Raw genomic sequence first — 16,109 nt, forward strand, 5'->3', positions numbered from 1 at the left:
AGCCACTCTCGACTACGCTAGTAGCGACGAGGACGTTGAGAATTTCCCTCCTCATTCCTGTAATTTGCCCATAAGGAGCACATCCATGGCGCTTATCGATGCCATCCACGCACGCGAGATCCTTGATTCCCGCGGAAACCCGACCGTAGAAGTTGAGGTCCTGCTCTCCGACGGCCAGATCGGCCGTGCAGCAGTTCCCTCCGGTGCCTCCACCGGCGAGCACGAGGCCGTTGAGCTTCGCGACGGCGACAAGGGCCGTTACCTCGGCAAGGGTGTCCAGAAGGCTGTTGACGCCGTCATCGACGAGATCTCCCCGGCCCTGATTGGTTTCGACGCCACTGACCAGCGCAGCATCGACCAGGCCATGATTGACCTCGACGGCACGCCCAACAAGGGCAAGCTCGGCGCCAACGCCATCCTCGGCGTCTCCCTGGCCGTTGCCAACGCTGCCGCAGCTTCGGCTGACCTGCCGCTGTACAAGTACCTGGGCGGCCCGAACGCGCACGTCCTGCCCGTTCCGCTGATGAACATCCTCAACGGCGGCTCGCACGCCGACTCCGATGTGGACATCCAGGAATTCATGATCGCCCCGATCGGTGCCGAGACCTTCTCCGAGGGCCTGCGCTGGGGCGTTGAGGTCTACCACAACCTCAAGGCCGTCCTCCAGGAAAAGGGCCTCTCCACCGGCCTCGGCGACGAGGGTGGCTTTGCCCCCAACCTCCCGTCCAACCGCGCTGCACTGGACCTGATCCAGGAAGCCATCAAGAACGCCGGCTACACCCCGGGTACTGACATCGCCCTGGCACTGGACGTTGCATCGTCCGAGTTCTACAAGGACGGCGCCTACCAGTTCGAAGGCAAGGCACTTTCCGCCACCGAGATGAGCGCCTACTACGCTGAGCTCGTTGCCGACTACCCGCTGGTTTCCATTGAAGACCCGCTGGACGAGAACGACTGGGAAGGCTGGAAGACCCTCACCGACACCATCGGTGACAAGGTCCAGCTGGTGGGCGATGATCTCTTCGTCACCAACCCGGTCCGCCTGCAGCAGGGCATCGACGCTGCCACGGCAAACTCCCTGCTGGTCAAGGTCAACCAGATCGGTTCCCTGACCGAGACGCTCGACGCCGTTTCCCTGGCCCAGCGTTCCGGCTACACCACCATCACCTCGCACCGCTCCGGCGAAACCGAGGACACCACCATTGCTGACATCGCCGTTGCCACCAACGCGGGCCAGATCAAGACCGGTGCCCCGGCCCGCTCCGAGCGCGTCGCAAAGTACAACCAGCTGCTGCGCATCGAAGAAGAACTCGACGACGCCGCACGCTACGCCGGCCGCAGCGCGTTCCCGCGTTTCAAGGGCTAGCCTTCAGCGAAAACACGTAACCGGTGGCTATGGTGGAATGACCATGGCCACCGGTTCTGTTTAACGCGGGCCAGGTCAGCAACAGCAAGCGCAGCAACCCGCCAGGCAAGCACCGGGCATTACAGGAGTGTCATGGCCACCCGTCGTCCAAAGGTACCCAGGGCCGACGCCCTTGGCGGCCCTTCCGGTACAGGCCGCCCATCCAGCGAAACGCGGACCGCCGGCGCTGGTCCGCGGACTGCAGCCAAGAGTGCGGCCGGCACAGGTTCGACCGAGTCTGGTTCCGATGGCGGCGATGTCATCAAAGCCGAGTTCGGCGGCACGCGATCCACGCCAAAACCGTCGACGCCGGCAGGTGGCAGCAAGATTCCGACGGGCAGGAAGCCCTCGGCGTCCACTGCTGGAAAGGCCACCTCCAAGGCCACCCCAAAGACCAATGACAAGGCCTCCAGCAAACCGAAGCCCGCGGCCAAGGACGATCGCGACGTCGATCCCGTACCAGCCAAGGCGTTTTCCGGCAGGATGCTGGCGCTGGCGGTCGTGATGATAGCCATCACCATCATGCTTGCCCCCACGGTCAAGATTTTCCTGGAGAAGCGCGCCGAAATTTCGGCGCTGGAGGCCGAGATTGCCGACCGGAAAGCAGAGCAAACCGAGCTGAACAAACAGCTTTCCCGGTGGCAGGACCCCAACTACGTGAAACAACAGGCCCGCGACCGCATTAACATGGTTATGCCGGGTGAAACGGGATACTGGGTGTTTGGGGGAGAAGAAGCCGCCGGCACGCCGGGTGGCCGCACCGGCTCCGGATCGTCTGCCAACCCGGAGAATCTGCCCTGGGTCGATGCCCTCTGGGAGTCAATCAGACGATCGGCAACTGACTAGAAGCGGTGCCCGCCGCCGTCGTGTCCGCAATGGACACGGCAACAAGGGCAGGAAGGTTGGCAGCGCAAGTGGAAGAGAACACGGCAGCCATGCCGCAGGAATCCCGCCAGCCATCAGCACACGATCTTGAGGTCCTCAGCCGCCAGCTCGGCCGGCCGGTCCGGGATGTCGTTGAGATCCCTGCACGGTGCGTCTGCGGCAATCCGCTGGTGGCGGCCACTGCGCCACGGCTCAGCAACGGAACACCGTTCCCCACCACGTTCTACCTGACCCACCCGGTCATCACCTCCGCGGTGTCGCGGCTGGAAGCGGGCGGCTTGATGAACGAGATGAATGACCGGCTGGCCGCTGACCAAGAGTTGGCGGGCACCTACCAAAGCGCCCACGAGGCCTATCTTCAGGCCCGGAACGACATCGCCGACCGCTCCGGGACCGGTGCGGTGCCCGAAATTGACGGCATCTCCGCCGGTGGCATGCCCACCCGCGTGAAGTGCCTGCATGTCCTGGTTGGCCACTCGTTGGCCGCAGGGCCGGGCGTCAACCCGTTGGGGGACGAGGCCCTGGAGTCCATCACCGAATGGTGGACCAAGGACCGCTGCTACTGCGACGGCGCCTGGGACACAGCGGGAGAGGCTCCTTCGCGCGACCTGAGCCGGCACGGCCCGCAGGGATTGCCGGACATCGTTGGACGCCCTGCGCCGGTGCGGAAATCGAAGACGGACATGTCAGGCCACCAGAAAGGCACTGCATGAGCCGCGTGGCAGCGATCGACTGCGGAACCAACTCGATCCGCCTCCTCATCGCCGATGCTTCGGCCGGCCGGGCATCGGGCCCCTTGGCTGACGTCGTCCGTGAAATGCGGGTGGTTCGCCTGGGCCAGGGCGTTGATGCCACGGGCGAACTTGCCCCCGAAGCCCTGGAACGTACGTTCGCTGCAACACGTGACTACGCCGAACTCATCAAGGTGCACGGCGCCGGGCGGGTCCGTTTCGCCGCGACGTCAGCCACCCGTGACGCCCGCAACCGCCAGGTCTTCGTGGACGGCATCCGGGACCTCCTGGGTGTGGAACCGGAGGTGATTTCCGGTGAAGAAGAAGCCGCGCTGTCATTTGCCGGTGCCAGCAGCGTCCTGCCGGCGACGGGACAGGACCCCATCCTCGTGGTGGACCTCGGCGGTGGCAGCACCGAGTTCGTCCTGGGCGACGCCGACGGCGTGATCGCGGCCCGCTCGGTGGATATCGGCTGTGTGAGGCTTACTGAACGTCACCTTCGCAGCGATCCGCCCACGCAAGCGCAAATCGCCGCAGCCGAGGCCGACGTCGATGCCGCATTGGACCTTGCCGCGCAGGCGGTGCCGCTTGACCGCGCCACAGCTGTGGTGGGCGTGGCCGGTTCCATCACTACGATTACGGCGCACGCGCTCGGCTTGAGCGAATACCAGCCGGACCGGATCCATGGTGCGTCACTGGATCTTGAGACCATCAGTGATGCCTGCACCAACCTGCTGGAAATGACGCGGGAGGAGCGCGCCAGGCTTCCCTACATGCATCCCGGCCGCGTGGACGTCATTGGCGCGGGCGCCTTGGTGTGGCGCCGGATCCTGGACCGCTTGGCCAGCGTCAGCGACGGCAGGATCACTACTGCCGTCTCCAGTGAGCACGACATCCTGGACGGCATCGCACTGAGCATCCGGGACGCCGAATGACGTTGCGTTTTCGCCGCACCGTCTCCGCTGCCCTTGCCACAGCACTGGCAGGCGGGGCGCTGGCGGGTGCATTGTTGACCGCTCCTGCCGCTACCGCTGACGCGTGGCGGGACAAAGAGTTCTGGCTTAAGGAATCCGGTGTTACCAACGCCTGGCAGGTTTCCAAGGGCGCGGGAGTCAAGGTTGCCATCATCGATAGCGGCATTGACGGGAACCACCCGGACCTCAAAGGCGTGGTGGTCGGCGGAACCGATGTCTCGGGAGCCGGGGCACCCAACGGGCAGAAGAGCATCGGCGCCAAGACCGAGCATGGGACCCTGGTTGCCACGATGCTCGCCGGGCGCGGTCATACGACCCCCACGGCATCGCCGTCACCGAGTGCTTCGGCGAGTCCGCCCGGACCACCGACTGTCCCGCCTGCCGGGGGACCGGACGGGATCACCGGCGTCGCGCCTGAAGCTGAAATCCTTGCAGTTTCAACCTGGCTCGGGTCACCCAATCCCGGTGGCAAAACAGATCAGGAACAGATTCCGGATGCTGTGCGATGGGCAGTGGACAACGGCGCCAAGGTCATCAACATCTCGCTCGGCAGTACCTCGCCGGACTGGCCGCAGAGCTGGGACGCGGCATTCCTCTACGCCGAGCAGAAGGATGTGGTGATCGTTGCTGCGGCGGGCAACCGCGTGGGCGGTAACGTGCAGGTCGGGGCCCCGGCGACCATTCCCGGTGTCCTGACGGTCGCCGGGCTCGACGGCGAGGGGCGCGCCAGCGTGGATTCCTCGTCGCAGGGCATCAGCATTGGCGTGGCGGCACCGGCCGAGAACCTGGTGGGCGGCATTCCTGGAGGTGGGTACGCCGAATGGGCAGGCACCTCCGGCGCGGCCCCCATCGTTTCCGGTGTTGCTGCCCTCATCCGGTCCAAGTGGCCGGAGATGAGCGCCACCCAGGTCATCAACAGGATTGTCACCACCGCAAAGGATGCGGGAGTTCCGGGCAAGGATCCGCTGTACGGCTACGGCATCCTGAATGCCGAGGCAGCGTTGAAGAGTGAGGTACCGACGGCCAGCAGCAACCCCCTTGGTTCCATCGCCGACTGGATCCGTGTCCACCGCCGGGGCGACTTCAGCACGCCATCGCAGGCGCCGGTCGCGAGCCCCACCAGCGCAGCGCCCACGCTGGCCGACCCGACCGTTCCCGCTGCGAAGACGCCGGCGACCGTCGATGACGCCCTCCCTGCCGCCGTCGTGCTTGGCTTTGGAGCGCTGTTCATTGCCCTCGTGACGGGTGCTGCGATCCAACTGCGCAAGGTCTCCAGGAACCCTCCGGCTGTTCCCGAAGAAGCCGAAACGGGTGCTCTTTTGAAGGTGGATCCGCCCGCCAGGAAGTAGTTAGTGAAGATTTTCACAAAGTACTGTACTCTGGATTCATGGCAACCACCCCTGAGCTCATTGACCGTCCCCGGGTCCTCGTCGTCGGCGGCGGTTACGTCGGCCTGTACGTAGCCCTCAAACTGCAGAAGAAGATCGCGAACGCGGGCGGCATCGTCACCGTCGTTGATCCACTGCCGTACATGACCTACCAGCCCTTCCTTCCGGAGGTGGCCGGTGGCAACATCGAGGCACGCCACGCCGTCGTCTCCCACCGCCAGCACCTGAAGCAGACTGAGCTCATCCAGGGCCGCGTCACCAGCATCGACCACGCCAACCGGACTGCGGTCATCGCACCGTCCGATGGCGGCGAGAACTTCGAAATCCCGTACTTCGACGTTGTCATCGCAGCAGGCGCCATCACCCGTACCTTCCCCATCAAGGGCCTCGCGGACAAGGGCATCGGCCTGAAGACCATCGAGGAAGCCGTTGCACTGCGCAACAAGGTCCTGGAGCGCATTGAAGCCGCTTCCACCATGACGGACCCGGCGGAACGCGCCAAGGCACTGACCTTCGTGGTTGTCGGTGGCGGCTTTGCCGGCATCGAGTGCCTCACCGAAATGGAAGACCTCGCCCGCGCCGCAGTCCGCAACAACCCGCGCATCCGCCAGGAAGAAGTCCGCTTCATCCTCGTCGAAGCCATGGGCCGCATCATGCCCGAGGTCACCGCTTCGCAGGCCGAATGGGTTGTGGAGCACCTCCGCAGCCGCGGCATCGAAGTACTCCTGAACACCTCCCTTGACAGCGCCGAGGGCAACCTCAAGCTGATCAACCTCCCGGACAAGACCCCGGCGCAGGAAGTTGAAGCAGACACCCTGGTTTGGGCTGCCGGCGTGCAGGCCAACCCGATGATCCGCTCCACCGACTTCCCGCTGGAACCGCGTGGCCGCGTCCGCGTCCTCCCGGACCTGCGCATCGCAGGCGACGAAGGCATCGTGGAGAACGCCTGGGCAGCCGGCGACATCGCCGCTGTTCCGGACCTTACGGGCAAGGGCCTGCCGGACGGTACCTGCGTCCCCAACGCCCAGCACGCTCTTCGTCAGGCCAAGAAGCTCGCCAAGAACCTGTGGGCTTCACGCTGGGACAAGCCGCTGCACGACTACAAGCACAAGAACCTTGGTGCTGTTGCCGGCTTCGGCGAGTGGAAGGGTGTTGCCAATATCAACCTGCTCGGCCGCATCGGCCTCAAGGGCGGCCTCGCCTGGTTGGCGCACCGTGGTTACCACGGCATGGCCATGCCCACGGTTGAGCGCAAGTTCCGCGTTGTCTTCGGCTGGATCCTGGCCTTCTTCGCAGGCCGCGACACCACGCAGCTGATCGATCTCGACAACCCGCGCGGTGCCTTCGTGGCCGCAGCGACGCCGGCTCCCAAGCCCGCTGCCGCTCCGGCTCCTGTAGAAGCCAAGCCTGTTGCCGAAGAAGTCAAGACTCCGGTCACTGCTGACGCCAAGTAGTTCACGCACGACTGGTTCACGCACGACGGCGGCCGCCCCCTTTCAGGGAGTGGTCGCCGTCGGCGTTTAAGCAGTAGCGTTACGGTGGTCGCGGGTCATTGCGCCCCTAGACTGTCTTCATGTCCGGTGAAACCGATCTGAAGACGCTGCTGGAATCCCTTCACCCCGTGGCCCGCGAGGGCGATTACGTTTACGCCTTGTGGCCGCACGGCAGGCCCCTGGAGGGCGGCGTCGAAGCGGCAGTTCGCGAAGCCGAGGGCCTCACGGTTGTCCTGCGGCGGGACGAAGCGGACTCTTTGGGCCTGAGGTACGACTTTGTCGCCACGTGGATCACGCTCCAGGTCCATTCGGCCCTTGAAGCCGTAGGACTCACCGCTGCCGTCAGCGCCGCGTTGACGCACGCCGGGATCAGCTGCAATGTCCTGGCCGGCTTCCACCATGACCACCTCCTGGTGCCTTCCGCCGATGCCGAACGGGCCATGGACGTCCTCCGGCTGCTTGCTCGTGGTGTCGTCCTGCGATCTGAGCGGCCCGAGGACCGGGAAGAGATCCTGGAGCTGACAGCCAACGCGTTCGCCGTCTCACCAGTGACGGGCGAACCTGTCGAGGGCACGCCGATCGAAGTCGGGCTCCTGCGCGAGCTGTTCGAGTGCGCGGAGTACATTCCGGAGTTCAGCATCGTGGCGGAAATGGGTGGGGAGATTGTGGGCCACGCGATCAGCACGCGGGGCTGGATCGGGGAGCTGGAGCTCATTGCCCTCGGCCCCATAGGCGTGCTTCCCCACTTCCAGAAGCGGGGGGTCGGTTCAGCCCTGATGCGCGAGACCGCGGCCCGCGCCACAGCACGTGGAGAACCCGGAATCGCACTGCTGGGCAGTCCGCTCTATTACCCACGCTTCGGCTACGTGCCTGCCACCTCTGTGGGTGTGCAACCGCCTGAGGCGATGTGGGGCGACCACTTCCAGTTGCTGACCCTGCCGGAATGGCCCGACGGCGTCCGGGGCACCTTCCGCTACGCGGAGCCGTTCAACGGGCTATAGCTGGGATACCATGGTGCGGGCGCCCCAGTAGCCCAATTGGCAGAGGCAGCGGACTTAAAATCCGCGTGTTGTGGGTTCGAGTCCCACCTGGGGCACGGACGGCAGGTGAGAGCTTATTCTCCCTTCCGCTGTGCGTGTGTCATCTTCCGCGCAAATTCCCAGCTGGCTCGTAGATTCCCCACAGGCAACGAGTGTTATAGGGATGTGACCTGAATCACTTATGTTCGCCGCCCAATTGCATTAGTTTGAGTCTTAATCAGGAACACCTGAGTAATCGCATCAAAGGCAGTTCGCACCTTTCGATCGAGGAGACAACGAATGTTTGATCTTTCCCCAGCGGCGCCCCGAGCCGCCAAGCTAACCGCGCTTGGCATTGGGGTCGCTCTCTTGGCCACAGCTTGTGGTGGGTCTTCGACTCCTACCCAGACTGGGTCTTCTTCCGCCGCCGCAGCAGGCATCTCCTGCCCGGCACCGAGCGGCGGGGCGGGAGCCGGCAACAGCCAGGCTGCCACCACCACGGGACCAGTACCTCCCTCGACCACCACCACTGACGCACCGCTGAAACTTGGATCGCTCCTGCCGACGACGGGGTCGCTGGCGTTCCTCGGCCCGCCCGAAATTGCCGGTGTCAACCTCGGCATCAAGGAAGTCAACGACGCCGGTGGCGTCCTGGGCGCCCCTGTCTCTGTGGTTCACCGCGATTCCGGTGACACCAAGACGGACATTGCCACCCAGTCCACCACGGCCCTCCTGGGCCAGGGCGTGAGCGCTGTCATCGGTGCGGCGTCCTCGGGTGTTTCCAAGACGGTCATCAACCAGATCACCGGCGCCGGCGTCATCCACTTCTCGCCCGCCAACACCTCTCCTGACTTCACCACGTGGGACGACAAGGGCCTCTACTGGCGCACTGCACCGTCCGACGTCCTGCAGGGCAAGGTCCTTGGAAACTACATGGCTACCTGTGGTGCCCAGACTGTTGGCATGATCGTTCTGAACGACGCCTACGGCACCGGACTCCAGAAGAACGTCAAGGAAGCCTTCGAGGCTGCCGGCGGCAAGGTAGTTGCTGAAGAACTCTTCAACGAGGGTGACTCCCAGTTCAGCAGCCAGGTGGATAAGGTCCTCGCAGCCAAGCCGGACGCCATCGCCCTGATTACCTTTGACCAGGCCAAGAGCATCGTGCCCCTGATCACCGGCAAGGGTATCAAGCCCACGCAGCTGTTCATGGTTGATGGCAACACCTCGGACTACAGCAAGGACTTCCAGGCCGGCACCATGAAGGGCGCACAGGGAACCATTCCCGGTACGTTTGCCAAGGACGACTTCAAGAAGAAGCTCCTGGCGATTGATCCCGCCCTGAAGGACTACAGCTACGCAGGCGAGTCCTACGATGCCGTGAACCTGATCTCGCTGGCCTCTGAAGCCGCCAAGAGCACCAAGGGTACGGACATCGCAGCCAAGCTGAAGGAAGTCTCTGAAGGCGGCGAGAAGTGCACCAGCTTCGCAGCCTGTGTCACGTTGCTCCGCGAGGGCAAGGACATCGACTACGACGGCCAGTCCGGTCCTGTCACGTTCTCCGACGCCGGTGACCCCACCGAGGCGTACATCGGTATCTACGAATACCAGGACGACAACACCTACAAGCCGGTCCGTGAAGAGTTCGGCAAGCTCTAAGCCGCAACTGATCTAAACCGCAGTCGGTAACTGGCCCCCTTCCTCACGTGGAAGGGGGCCTGTTCCGGGTTAACACGGCCATCACACAGGCGGCCGACCTACCATGTCCTCATGAAGCTAACCCGGGAAGCACGCTCCATCGCCGTGGTCATCAACGCCGGTTCACGCAAAGGTTCCACTGCCCAGAAGCTGGTGGCCGAAAGCCTGGCAAAGGCGGAACTCCCGGTCTCCGCTGTGTATGCGGTGCCTGAAGGCGGGGACCTCGGCCGGACCCTGGAACGGGCCGTTAACGAAGGTCACGATCTTGTGGTGGTTGGGGGAGGCGACGGAACTGTTGCCTCCGCTGCAGGACTCGTGGCGGGTAAGGACGTGGTGCTGGGCGTCCTTCCACTGGGCACCGCCAATGACCTGGCCCGGACGCTGGAAATTCCTCCGGACCTGAGCCGGGCATGCGCTGCCCTCGCGGAGGGGAAAGTGGTGGACATCGACCTCGGGCGGGCCAACGGCCGGCCCTTCCTCAACGTGGCTTCAGCCGGCCTGTCCGTGGCAGTCACCCAAGCCCTCAGTCCGCGCCTCAAGCGCCTCATCGGGCCCTTGGCATATGGAGTGGCTACGCTGCGCTCCTTCGCCGGCCACAAGCCCTTCCAGGCCCGCCTTGAATTTCCGGAAGGGGATCACGAACCCGTGGAGCTGGAGAACCTGCTTCAGGTGGCAGTGGGAAACGGAAGGTACTACGGCGGCGGCAACGCGGTCTCTCCGACCGCCGGGATCGACGATCACACCTTGGACATCTATGCGATTCTGGCTGCGCCCCTGCGGCAGCAGGCAAGGATCGCGCGTTCGCTCAAGAACGGCAGATTTGTGGAAAACGAGCAGGTGTACCACCTCACCAGCCGGAGTGTCAGGCTGGTCACCACTCCGCCGCTGCCGGTAAACCTCGACGGCGAGATCGCCACCAGCACACCCACCGACTTCGCTGTTGAACGGAATGCGGTGCATGTGGTGGTCCCGCGGAACAGCAGCAGCGCGACGTTTGAGGGACGCGGCTGAAAACACCGAAGGCCTGGTTCCGGTGCGACACCGGAACCAGGCCTTCGGGACTGGCGCAGTTAGACCTCGTCGGCCAGGGTGCCCAGGTAGAGCTGAATGACCTTGGGGTCCTTCATGAGCTCACGCCCGGTACCCGTGTATGCGTCCTTGCCCTGGTCCAGCACATAGCCGCGGTCGCAGATCTGCAGGCAGCGGCGGGCGTTCTGTTCCACCATGATGACCGAGACGCCGGCACGGTTGATCTCGTGGACCCTGAGGAAGGTCTCGTCCTGTTTGACGGGGGAGAGGCCTGCCGACGGCTCGTCGAGGAGGAGCACGGCCGGATCCATCATGAGCGCCCGGCCCATGGCCACCATCTGGCGTTCACCTCCGGAGAGTGACCCTGCCCGCTGGGCACGCCGTTTTCCCAGCTCCGGGAAAAGGCTGGTGACAAAGTCGAACCGCTCAGAGAAGTCCTTCGGCCGTTGGAACATGCCCATCTGGAGGTTCTCTTCGATGGTCAGCGCAGCGAACACGTTGTTGGTCTGCGGAACGAAGCCGACCCCTTGGGTGACCAGTTTGTTGGCCTTCAAACCCGTGAGGTCCTGCCCTCGGACCACGACGGTGCCGGAGTGGACCTTTACGAGGCCGAACATGGCCTTCAGGAGGGTGGACTTGCCGGCGCCGTTCGGGCCGATGATGCCGATCAACTCACCCTTGCGGGCCTCGATGCTGCATCCATTGAGGATGTTGACGCCGGGAATGTACCCGGCCACGAGGTTGGTGACTTTGACGACCGAATCGCCAGCGGGGGCATCTGCCGAGGCGGGCATTGGGGCGGGGCTGCTCATTTCCCATCCTCCTTCTTGGTTTCGACAATGTCGGAGAGGATTCCGGCGTCTTCAGTACCCACCACCGACTCTTCGTCGGCCTCAAGTTCTGCCTCGAGCACCTTAATGCCCTCTGCGTCGCCGAGGTCCACGTCGTGGTGGGCGCCAAGGTAGGCGTCGATGACGGCAGGATTCTTCATCACTTCGCCCGGAGGCCCTTCGGCCACCACCTTGCCTTCCGCCATGACAACAACCCAGTCAGCGATGTGCCGGACCATGTTCATGTCGTGCTCAACAAAGAGCACTGTCATGCCCTCAGCCTTGAGGTTCTTGATGTGGTCCAGCAGCGACTGTGTCAGCGCAGGGTTTACGCCGGCCATGGGCTCATCGAGCATCACCAGCTTGGGCCGGACCATCAGGGACCGCGCCATTTCCAGGAGCTTTCGCTGGCCACCCGACAGGGAGGCAGCGTAGTCGTCCTTCTTGGCGTCCAGTTTGAACTTCTCCAACAGGATGTTGGCCTGGGCGGTGATCTCCTTTTCACGGCCTCCCCACATGCCCTTGAACAGGGCCTTGGAGAGCCGTTCACCTGGCTGGTCCGCTGCGCCGAGGCGCATATTCTCCATGACGGTCAGTTTGCCCATCACTTTGGTCAACTGGAACGTGCGCACCATGCCCATGCGTGCCACTTTGTAGGAGGAAACGCCGGCCAGGCTGTTGCCTTCGAACTGCCACTTGCCCGTATTGGGCGTGTCAAAGCCCGTGAGCAGGTTGAACAGGGTGGTCTTGCCTGCACCGTTGGGGCCGATCAAAGCGGTGATCTTGTGGCGCGGGATCTCGAGGTACTCGACGTCCACTGCGTTGATGCCGCCAAAGGACCGGGTGACGTCCTCTGCCACCACAATGGGATCTCGCTTCTTGCAGCCGGGAGTGTTTTCCCCGACCGCGATGGGCCGCGAATCGGTCATGTAGTCGATATTTTCGGTATTGCGTTCGTTGGTCTCACTCATGCGAAAGCAAGCTCCTTCTTATTGCCGAAGACGCCTTGCGGGCGGAAGATCATCAGGAGCATCAGCGCAACGCCCACCAGGATGTAGCGCAACTGGCCGGCCTGGACGGTGGTCAGCCAGGTGACTGCCCCTGATTCGATAAGGCCGTAGAGCAGGCTCTGGGTCAGCGACAGGACAACCCAGAAGATCATGGCTCCGATGACCGGCCCCAGGACAGTGGCCATGCCACCGAGGAGGAGGCAGGTCCACAGGAAGAACGTCAGCTCCGTGCCGTAGTTGGACGGTTGGACAGCGCCGCGGGGGAGCGTGAAGATCATGCCCGCCAAAGCGCCCAGCACACCACCGATGATCAGTGCCTGCATCTTGTAGGCGTAGACGTTCTTGCCGAGCGAGCGCACGGCGTTCTCGTCTTCGCGGATGCCCTTCAGGACGCGGCCCCACGGGCTGCGCATCAGAAGCCATACCAGCACACAGCACACGATCACGAGTCCCCAGCCGACCACGCGGATGAAGAAGTCGCGGTTGTTCATGCCCATGTAGGACCCTTCGGGGAAGGGGTTCATGGCATAGAACGTGTTCTCAAACGCTGCCAAACCGTTGGCCGAGCCTGTCACGCTGGTGAGCTGGTTGGTGGTGACCACGTAACGGACAATTTCCGCCGCCGCGATGGTGACGATGGCCAGGTAGTCGGCACGAAGCCGGAGGGTGGGAATACCGAGGATGAAGGCGAAAATCACCGAGCACAGAACCGAGATGATCAATGCGAGGAAGAACGGGGCATCGAAGCTCAGGGTTGAGATGGCGAAACCGTAGGCGCCAACGGCCATGAAGCCGGCCTGGCCGAAGTTCAGCAGGCCTGAGTAGCCGAAGTGAACCGCGAGGCCCAAAGCGGCAAGTGCGTACGCCGCCGTCGTCGGGCTGAACAATTCGCCAAGGGCGCTGGAGAAAATGAATCCGAAGTCCATGGCCCGCTCCTAACCCACACGCTCACGCCGGCCGAGGATACCCTGCGGTCGGAACAATAGAACAACAATCATGATGAACAGTGCACCGACGTACTTGAGGTCGGCAGGAAGGCCGAACACGGTAGTCAGTTCCACGAAGATGCCGACGACGATCGAGCCGATCAGGGCACCGAAGACGGTTCCCAAACCACCCAGCGTCACGCCGGCGAAGATGAGAAGCAGGATCTGCGAGCCCATGTCGAAGGTGACACCTGGGCGGTAGTACGCCCACAGGATGCCACCGAGGGAGGCAAGGACACCGCCGACGATCCAGACAATGCGGATCACGGAGTCGACGTCGATGCCCGACGCGGCTGCCAGTGCGGGGTTGTCCGCTACAGCGCGGGTTGCCTTGCCAAGGCGGGTCTTCAGCAGGACGATGCCGATCAAGGCGATGACCACAGCACTGATGATCAGCGACCAGAGGTTGTTCGGCGATATGGACACAGGCCCGATCTGGATCTCTGCACTTTGCGCGCCGGGCAGCTGCTGTGTCGCGCCGCCGAAGAAGAACTGGATGACGTAGCGGATGGCCAATGCGAGGCCGATGCTGACGATCATCATCGGGACGAGGCCGGAGCCGCGCTTCCTGAGTGGACGCCAGAGTCCGGCGTCCTGGACGTAGCCGAAGAGCCCCCCGCCTACCAGTGCCAGCAGGATCGCCAGCCAGAAGGGGAGTCCGAAACCGTTGAACATGAAGACGAGGACGGCGCCCAGTGTCACCATCTCGCCATGGGCGAAGTTGGTCAGGCCCGTGGTTCCGAAGATCAAGGAGAGGCCAACGGAGGCGAGGGCAAGGAGGAGGCCGAAGCTCAGGCCCGCAACAAGCCGGTTCAGCAGGTTTTGGCCAAAGTCTTGCTGTTGGACCACGATGCCCTCGCCAAAGGCGAAGATCACCGACAGGTTGGAGGTCTGGCTGAACGTGACATCGCGGGGATTGTCCTGGCCCTCGGCCAGTGCGATGCCCTCCGGCAAGGTGGAGGTATCCAGCTCGATGGTGTAGGTGCCCTGGACAGGAACACCGATGGTCCACGCTCCATTGGCTCCGGAGGTTGCTTCACCTTCGAACCCGTTGCCTGAGGCCTTGACCTTGACGCCCGGTATGGGGGCCCGGGCGTCGTCGCGGAGGAAACCGCTGATGTTGTTCTGGAATGTCGTCGGTGACGGCGAAGGCGAAGGGGTGGTTGCCTGTGCCGAAGGGGCGGCGATCAGCAGGGCGGCGATGAGGGCTGCGAAAAACGCCCCCACGACTCTCTGCAGTCCCTTGGACCGTCTGATGGACGGGTCGCGCAGTGTGCTTCTCAAAATGGAAACCTCCACAGTGGGGGTGGTCCCGGCTGCGCCTTTGCAGCCGGTGCGAACGGTAAATGGGGCTTGTGAACAGTTCTTGCCTAGCTGCCTCGATTGTGATCTAAGTCACCCATGTGTGGCCTATGTTACCGCTCGGTGGGCTGAATAAACGCCCAGTTCGGGGGTGCAAACATCGCGATCGGATAACAACTGTGAAGCTATAGGCAACTTGTGATGTAGCTGGGCTTAAGTAAACCTTTGTTGTTTGAGGGTGTTTCTAAACGGTCAGGCTGATACCCGCCCCTGCCACTCTGGCGTTTTCGTGTCACGGTTGCGTTTCGTCTGGGTGAACAAGGGAACTTTCCCTCCCGCGCGCGCGTGGTAATTGGTACCGTGAATTATCACTTAGCCCTTTTTCAGGAGGACACCCGCAATGGCACTTGGCGGAAACCCAGTCTTCAACGGAAAGAATTTCCGTGGAGCAAAGCAGGCCCCGCCTGTACCGCAGAACCCGTACGGCCAGCAGTTTAACCAGGCACCCGGCCGGGCGCCTGGCCAGGTGATGGACGGCCAGGCCGCTTGGTCTGCCCAGCAGCAGAACATGACCAACGAGCAACTGCAGCAGATGTACAACCAGCCCTCGGCTGGTCCCGCCGACACCGGGCGCATGACCTACGACGACGTCATCATGAAGACCGTCGCCTGCCTCGTGGTCCTGGTTCTTGGCGCCGGCGTCACGCTGTTCGTCGCTCCCGCCCTCTCCACCATGCTCATGATCGTTGGTGCGCTGGGCGGATTCGTTCTCGCCCTGGTCAACACCTTCAAGAAGCAGCCGTCACCGGCACTGATTCTCGCCTATGCCGGTCTTGAGGGCCTGTTCCTCGGCGGCCTCACCCGCATCCTGGATGGCATGTACCCCGGCGTCGGCCTCCAGGCCGTCATCGGCACGCTGGCCGTCTTCGGCGTCACCCTGGTGCTGTTCAAGAGCGGCAAGGTCCGCGCCACCCCCAAGATGGTGCGCTTCTTCATGATCGCCACCATCGGTTACGCAGTCTTCGCCCTGATCAACATGGTGATGATGTGGACCGGCGCCGTGCAGGAGCCTTTCGGCCTGCGCACCAGCATGACGATTGCCGGCATTCCGCTGGGTGTCTTCATCGGCATCCTGGCCATTGGCCTTGCAGCCTTCTCGCTGATCATGGACTTCACCAGCATCGAAGAAGGCGTCCGCGCCGGCGCCCCGGAGCGTTACTCCTGGGTTGCGGCCTTCGGCCTGACGGTTACCCTGGTTTGGCTCTACGTTGAAATCATCCGCCTGCTGGCAATTCTGCGAGGCGACGACTAACTCCACCGGAGTTCGTCACACCTGAAATGCCCCCGAAGAGTCTTCGGGGG

Annotated in this window: 14 protein-coding genes and 1 tRNA gene; 11 read left to right on the forward strand and 4 right to left on the reverse strand. The window is 63.4% G+C overall.

Annotated elements, in window-relative coordinates; all coding sequences use genetic code 11:
* Nucleotides 1-85: 85 nt before the first annotated feature.
* The 10 genes from eno to J3D46_RS11380 all read left to right on the forward strand — a co-directional run bounded on the left by eno (nt 86) and on the right by J3D46_RS11380 (nt 10,601).
* The gene (gene eno, locus J3D46_RS11335; protein ID WP_231342452.1) at nt 86-1,366 is read left to right on the forward strand and encodes a phosphopyruvate hydratase; all 1,281 of its coding nucleotides are present in this window, start codon (nt 86-88) and stop codon (nt 1,364-1,366) included.
* A 132-nt stretch (nt 1,367-1,498) separates the two neighbouring features.
* Nucleotides 1,499-2,251, forward strand: coding sequence for a septum formation initiator family protein (locus J3D46_RS11340; RefSeq protein ID WP_253467204.1), 753 nt, complete (start codon nt 1,499-1,501; stop codon nt 2,249-2,251).
* A 68-nt stretch (nt 2,252-2,319) separates the two neighbouring features.
* Nucleotides 2,320-3,003 carry a DUF501 domain-containing protein gene (locus tag J3D46_RS11345; protein WP_253467207.1) on the forward strand — a complete coding sequence of 228 codons (684 nt, stop codon included), beginning with the start codon at nt 2,320-2,322 and terminating at the stop codon, nt 3,001-3,003.
* The gene (locus J3D46_RS11350) at nt 3,000-3,956 is read left to right on the forward strand and encodes a Ppx/GppA phosphatase family protein (protein ID WP_231342444.1); all 957 of its coding nucleotides are present in this window, start codon (nt 3,000-3,002) and stop codon (nt 3,954-3,956) included. Before J3D46_RS11345 ends, J3D46_RS11350 begins: the two co-directional genes overlap by 4 nt.
* Nucleotides 3,953-5,344, forward strand: a complete 1,392-nt coding sequence (locus tag J3D46_RS11355) for a S8 family serine peptidase (protein ID WP_253467209.1) — start codon at nt 3,953-3,955, stop codon at nt 5,342-5,344. The genes J3D46_RS11350 and J3D46_RS11355 overlap by 4 nt, the downstream gene beginning before the upstream one ends.
* A gap of 38 nt (nt 5,345-5,382) precedes the next feature.
* Complete coding sequence (locus tag J3D46_RS11360; protein WP_231342437.1) at nt 5,383-6,837, forward strand: NAD(P)/FAD-dependent oxidoreductase; 1,455 nt, start codon at nt 5,383-5,385, stop codon at nt 6,835-6,837.
* 119 nt (nt 6,838-6,956) lie between these two features.
* Complete coding sequence (locus J3D46_RS11365; protein WP_231342434.1) at nt 6,957-7,877, forward strand: N-acetyltransferase; 921 nt, start codon at nt 6,957-6,959, stop codon at nt 7,875-7,877.
* Nucleotides 7,878-7,898: 21 nt separating this feature from the next.
* A tRNA-Leu gene (locus J3D46_RS11370) sits at nt 7,899-7,972 on the forward strand.
* A 223-nt stretch (nt 7,973-8,195) separates the two neighbouring features.
* Nucleotides 8,196-9,551 (forward strand): ABC transporter substrate-binding protein, encoded by a 1,356-nt coding sequence (locus J3D46_RS11375; protein ID WP_231342432.1) that lies wholly within the window; start codon nt 8,196-8,198, stop codon nt 9,549-9,551.
* Between the two features lie 111 nt (nt 9,552-9,662).
* The gene (locus J3D46_RS11380) at nt 9,663-10,601 is read left to right on the forward strand and encodes a lipid kinase (RefSeq protein WP_253467212.1); all 939 of its coding nucleotides are present in this window, start codon (nt 9,663-9,665) and stop codon (nt 10,599-10,601) included.
* 59 nt (nt 10,602-10,660) lie between these two features.
* On the opposite strand, the gene J3D46_RS11385 is transcribed toward J3D46_RS11380, so the two are convergent.
* The 4 genes from J3D46_RS11385 to J3D46_RS11400 are packed head-to-tail and all read right to left on the reverse strand — an operon-like array spanning nt 10,661 to nt 14,672.
* On the reverse strand, nt 10,661-11,431 hold the full coding sequence (locus J3D46_RS11385) for an ABC transporter ATP-binding protein (RefSeq protein WP_253467215.1): 771 nt from the start codon (nt 11,429-11,431) through the stop codon (nt 10,661-10,663).
* The gene (locus J3D46_RS11390) at nt 11,428-12,420 is read right to left on the reverse strand and encodes an ABC transporter ATP-binding protein (protein ID WP_231342103.1); all 993 of its coding nucleotides are present in this window, start codon (nt 12,418-12,420) and stop codon (nt 11,428-11,430) included. Before J3D46_RS11390 ends, J3D46_RS11385 begins: the two co-directional genes overlap by 4 nt.
* On the reverse strand, nt 12,417-13,385 hold the full coding sequence (locus tag J3D46_RS11395; RefSeq protein ID WP_159698011.1) for a branched-chain amino acid ABC transporter permease: 969 nt from the start codon (nt 13,383-13,385) through the stop codon (nt 12,417-12,419). The genes J3D46_RS11390 and J3D46_RS11395 overlap by 4 nt, the downstream gene beginning before the upstream one ends.
* Before the next feature lie 9 nt (nt 13,386-13,394).
* On the reverse strand, nt 13,395-14,672 hold the full coding sequence (locus tag J3D46_RS11400) for a branched-chain amino acid ABC transporter permease (protein WP_253467218.1): 1,278 nt from the start codon (nt 14,670-14,672) through the stop codon (nt 13,395-13,397).
* 475 nt (nt 14,673-15,147) lie between these two features.
* On the opposite strand from J3D46_RS11400, the gene J3D46_RS11405 reads away from it, so the two are divergent.
* Nucleotides 15,148-16,059 (forward strand): Bax inhibitor-1/YccA family protein, encoded by a 912-nt coding sequence (locus J3D46_RS11405; RefSeq protein WP_231342101.1) that lies wholly within the window; start codon nt 15,148-15,150, stop codon nt 16,057-16,059.
* The last annotated feature ends 50 nt before the right edge of the window (nt 16,060-16,109 follow it).

Origin of the sequence: Paenarthrobacter sp. A20 (assembly GCF_024168825.1) — a bacterium.
Lineage (GTDB): Bacteria > Actinomycetota > Actinomycetes > Actinomycetales > Micrococcaceae > Arthrobacter.

Bases quoted from the DNA above. Each gene is read 5' to 3' on its own strand.
- J3D46_RS11365 (WP_231342434.1), top strand. From the start codon at position 6,957: ATGTCCGGTGAAACCGATCTGAAGACGCTGCTGGAATCCCTTCACCCC.
- J3D46_RS11375 (WP_231342432.1), top strand. From the start codon at position 8,196: ATGTTTGATCTTTCCCCAGCGGCGCCCCGAGCCGCCAAGCTAACCGCG.
- J3D46_RS11385 (WP_253467215.1), bottom strand. From the start codon at position 11,431: ATGAGCAGCCCCGCCCCAATGCCCGCCTCGGCAGATGCCCCCGCTGGC.
- J3D46_RS11340 (WP_253467204.1), top strand. From the start codon at position 1,499: ATGGCCACCCGTCGTCCAAAGGTACCCAGGGCCGACGCCCTTGGCGGC.
- J3D46_RS11380 (WP_253467212.1), top strand. From the start codon at position 9,663: ATGAAGCTAACCCGGGAAGCACGCTCCATCGCCGTGGTCATCAACGCC.
- J3D46_RS11390 (WP_231342103.1), bottom strand. From the start codon at position 12,420: ATGAGTGAGACCAACGAACGCAATACCGAAAATATCGACTACATGACC.
- J3D46_RS11350 (WP_231342444.1), top strand. From the start codon at position 3,000: ATGAGCCGCGTGGCAGCGATCGACTGCGGAACCAACTCGATCCGCCTC.
- J3D46_RS11360 (WP_231342437.1), top strand. From the start codon at position 5,383: ATGGCAACCACCCCTGAGCTCATTGACCGTCCCCGGGTCCTCGTCGTC.
- J3D46_RS11395 (WP_159698011.1), bottom strand. From the start codon at position 13,385: ATGGACTTCGGATTCATTTTCTCCAGCGCCCTTGGCGAATTGTTCAGC.
- J3D46_RS11355 (WP_253467209.1), top strand. From the start codon at position 3,953: ATGACGTTGCGTTTTCGCCGCACCGTCTCCGCTGCCCTTGCCACAGCA.
- J3D46_RS11405 (WP_231342101.1), top strand. From the start codon at position 15,148: ATGGCACTTGGCGGAAACCCAGTCTTCAACGGAAAGAATTTCCGTGGA.
- eno (WP_231342452.1), top strand. From the start codon at position 86: ATGGCGCTTATCGATGCCATCCACGCACGCGAGATCCTTGATTCCCGC.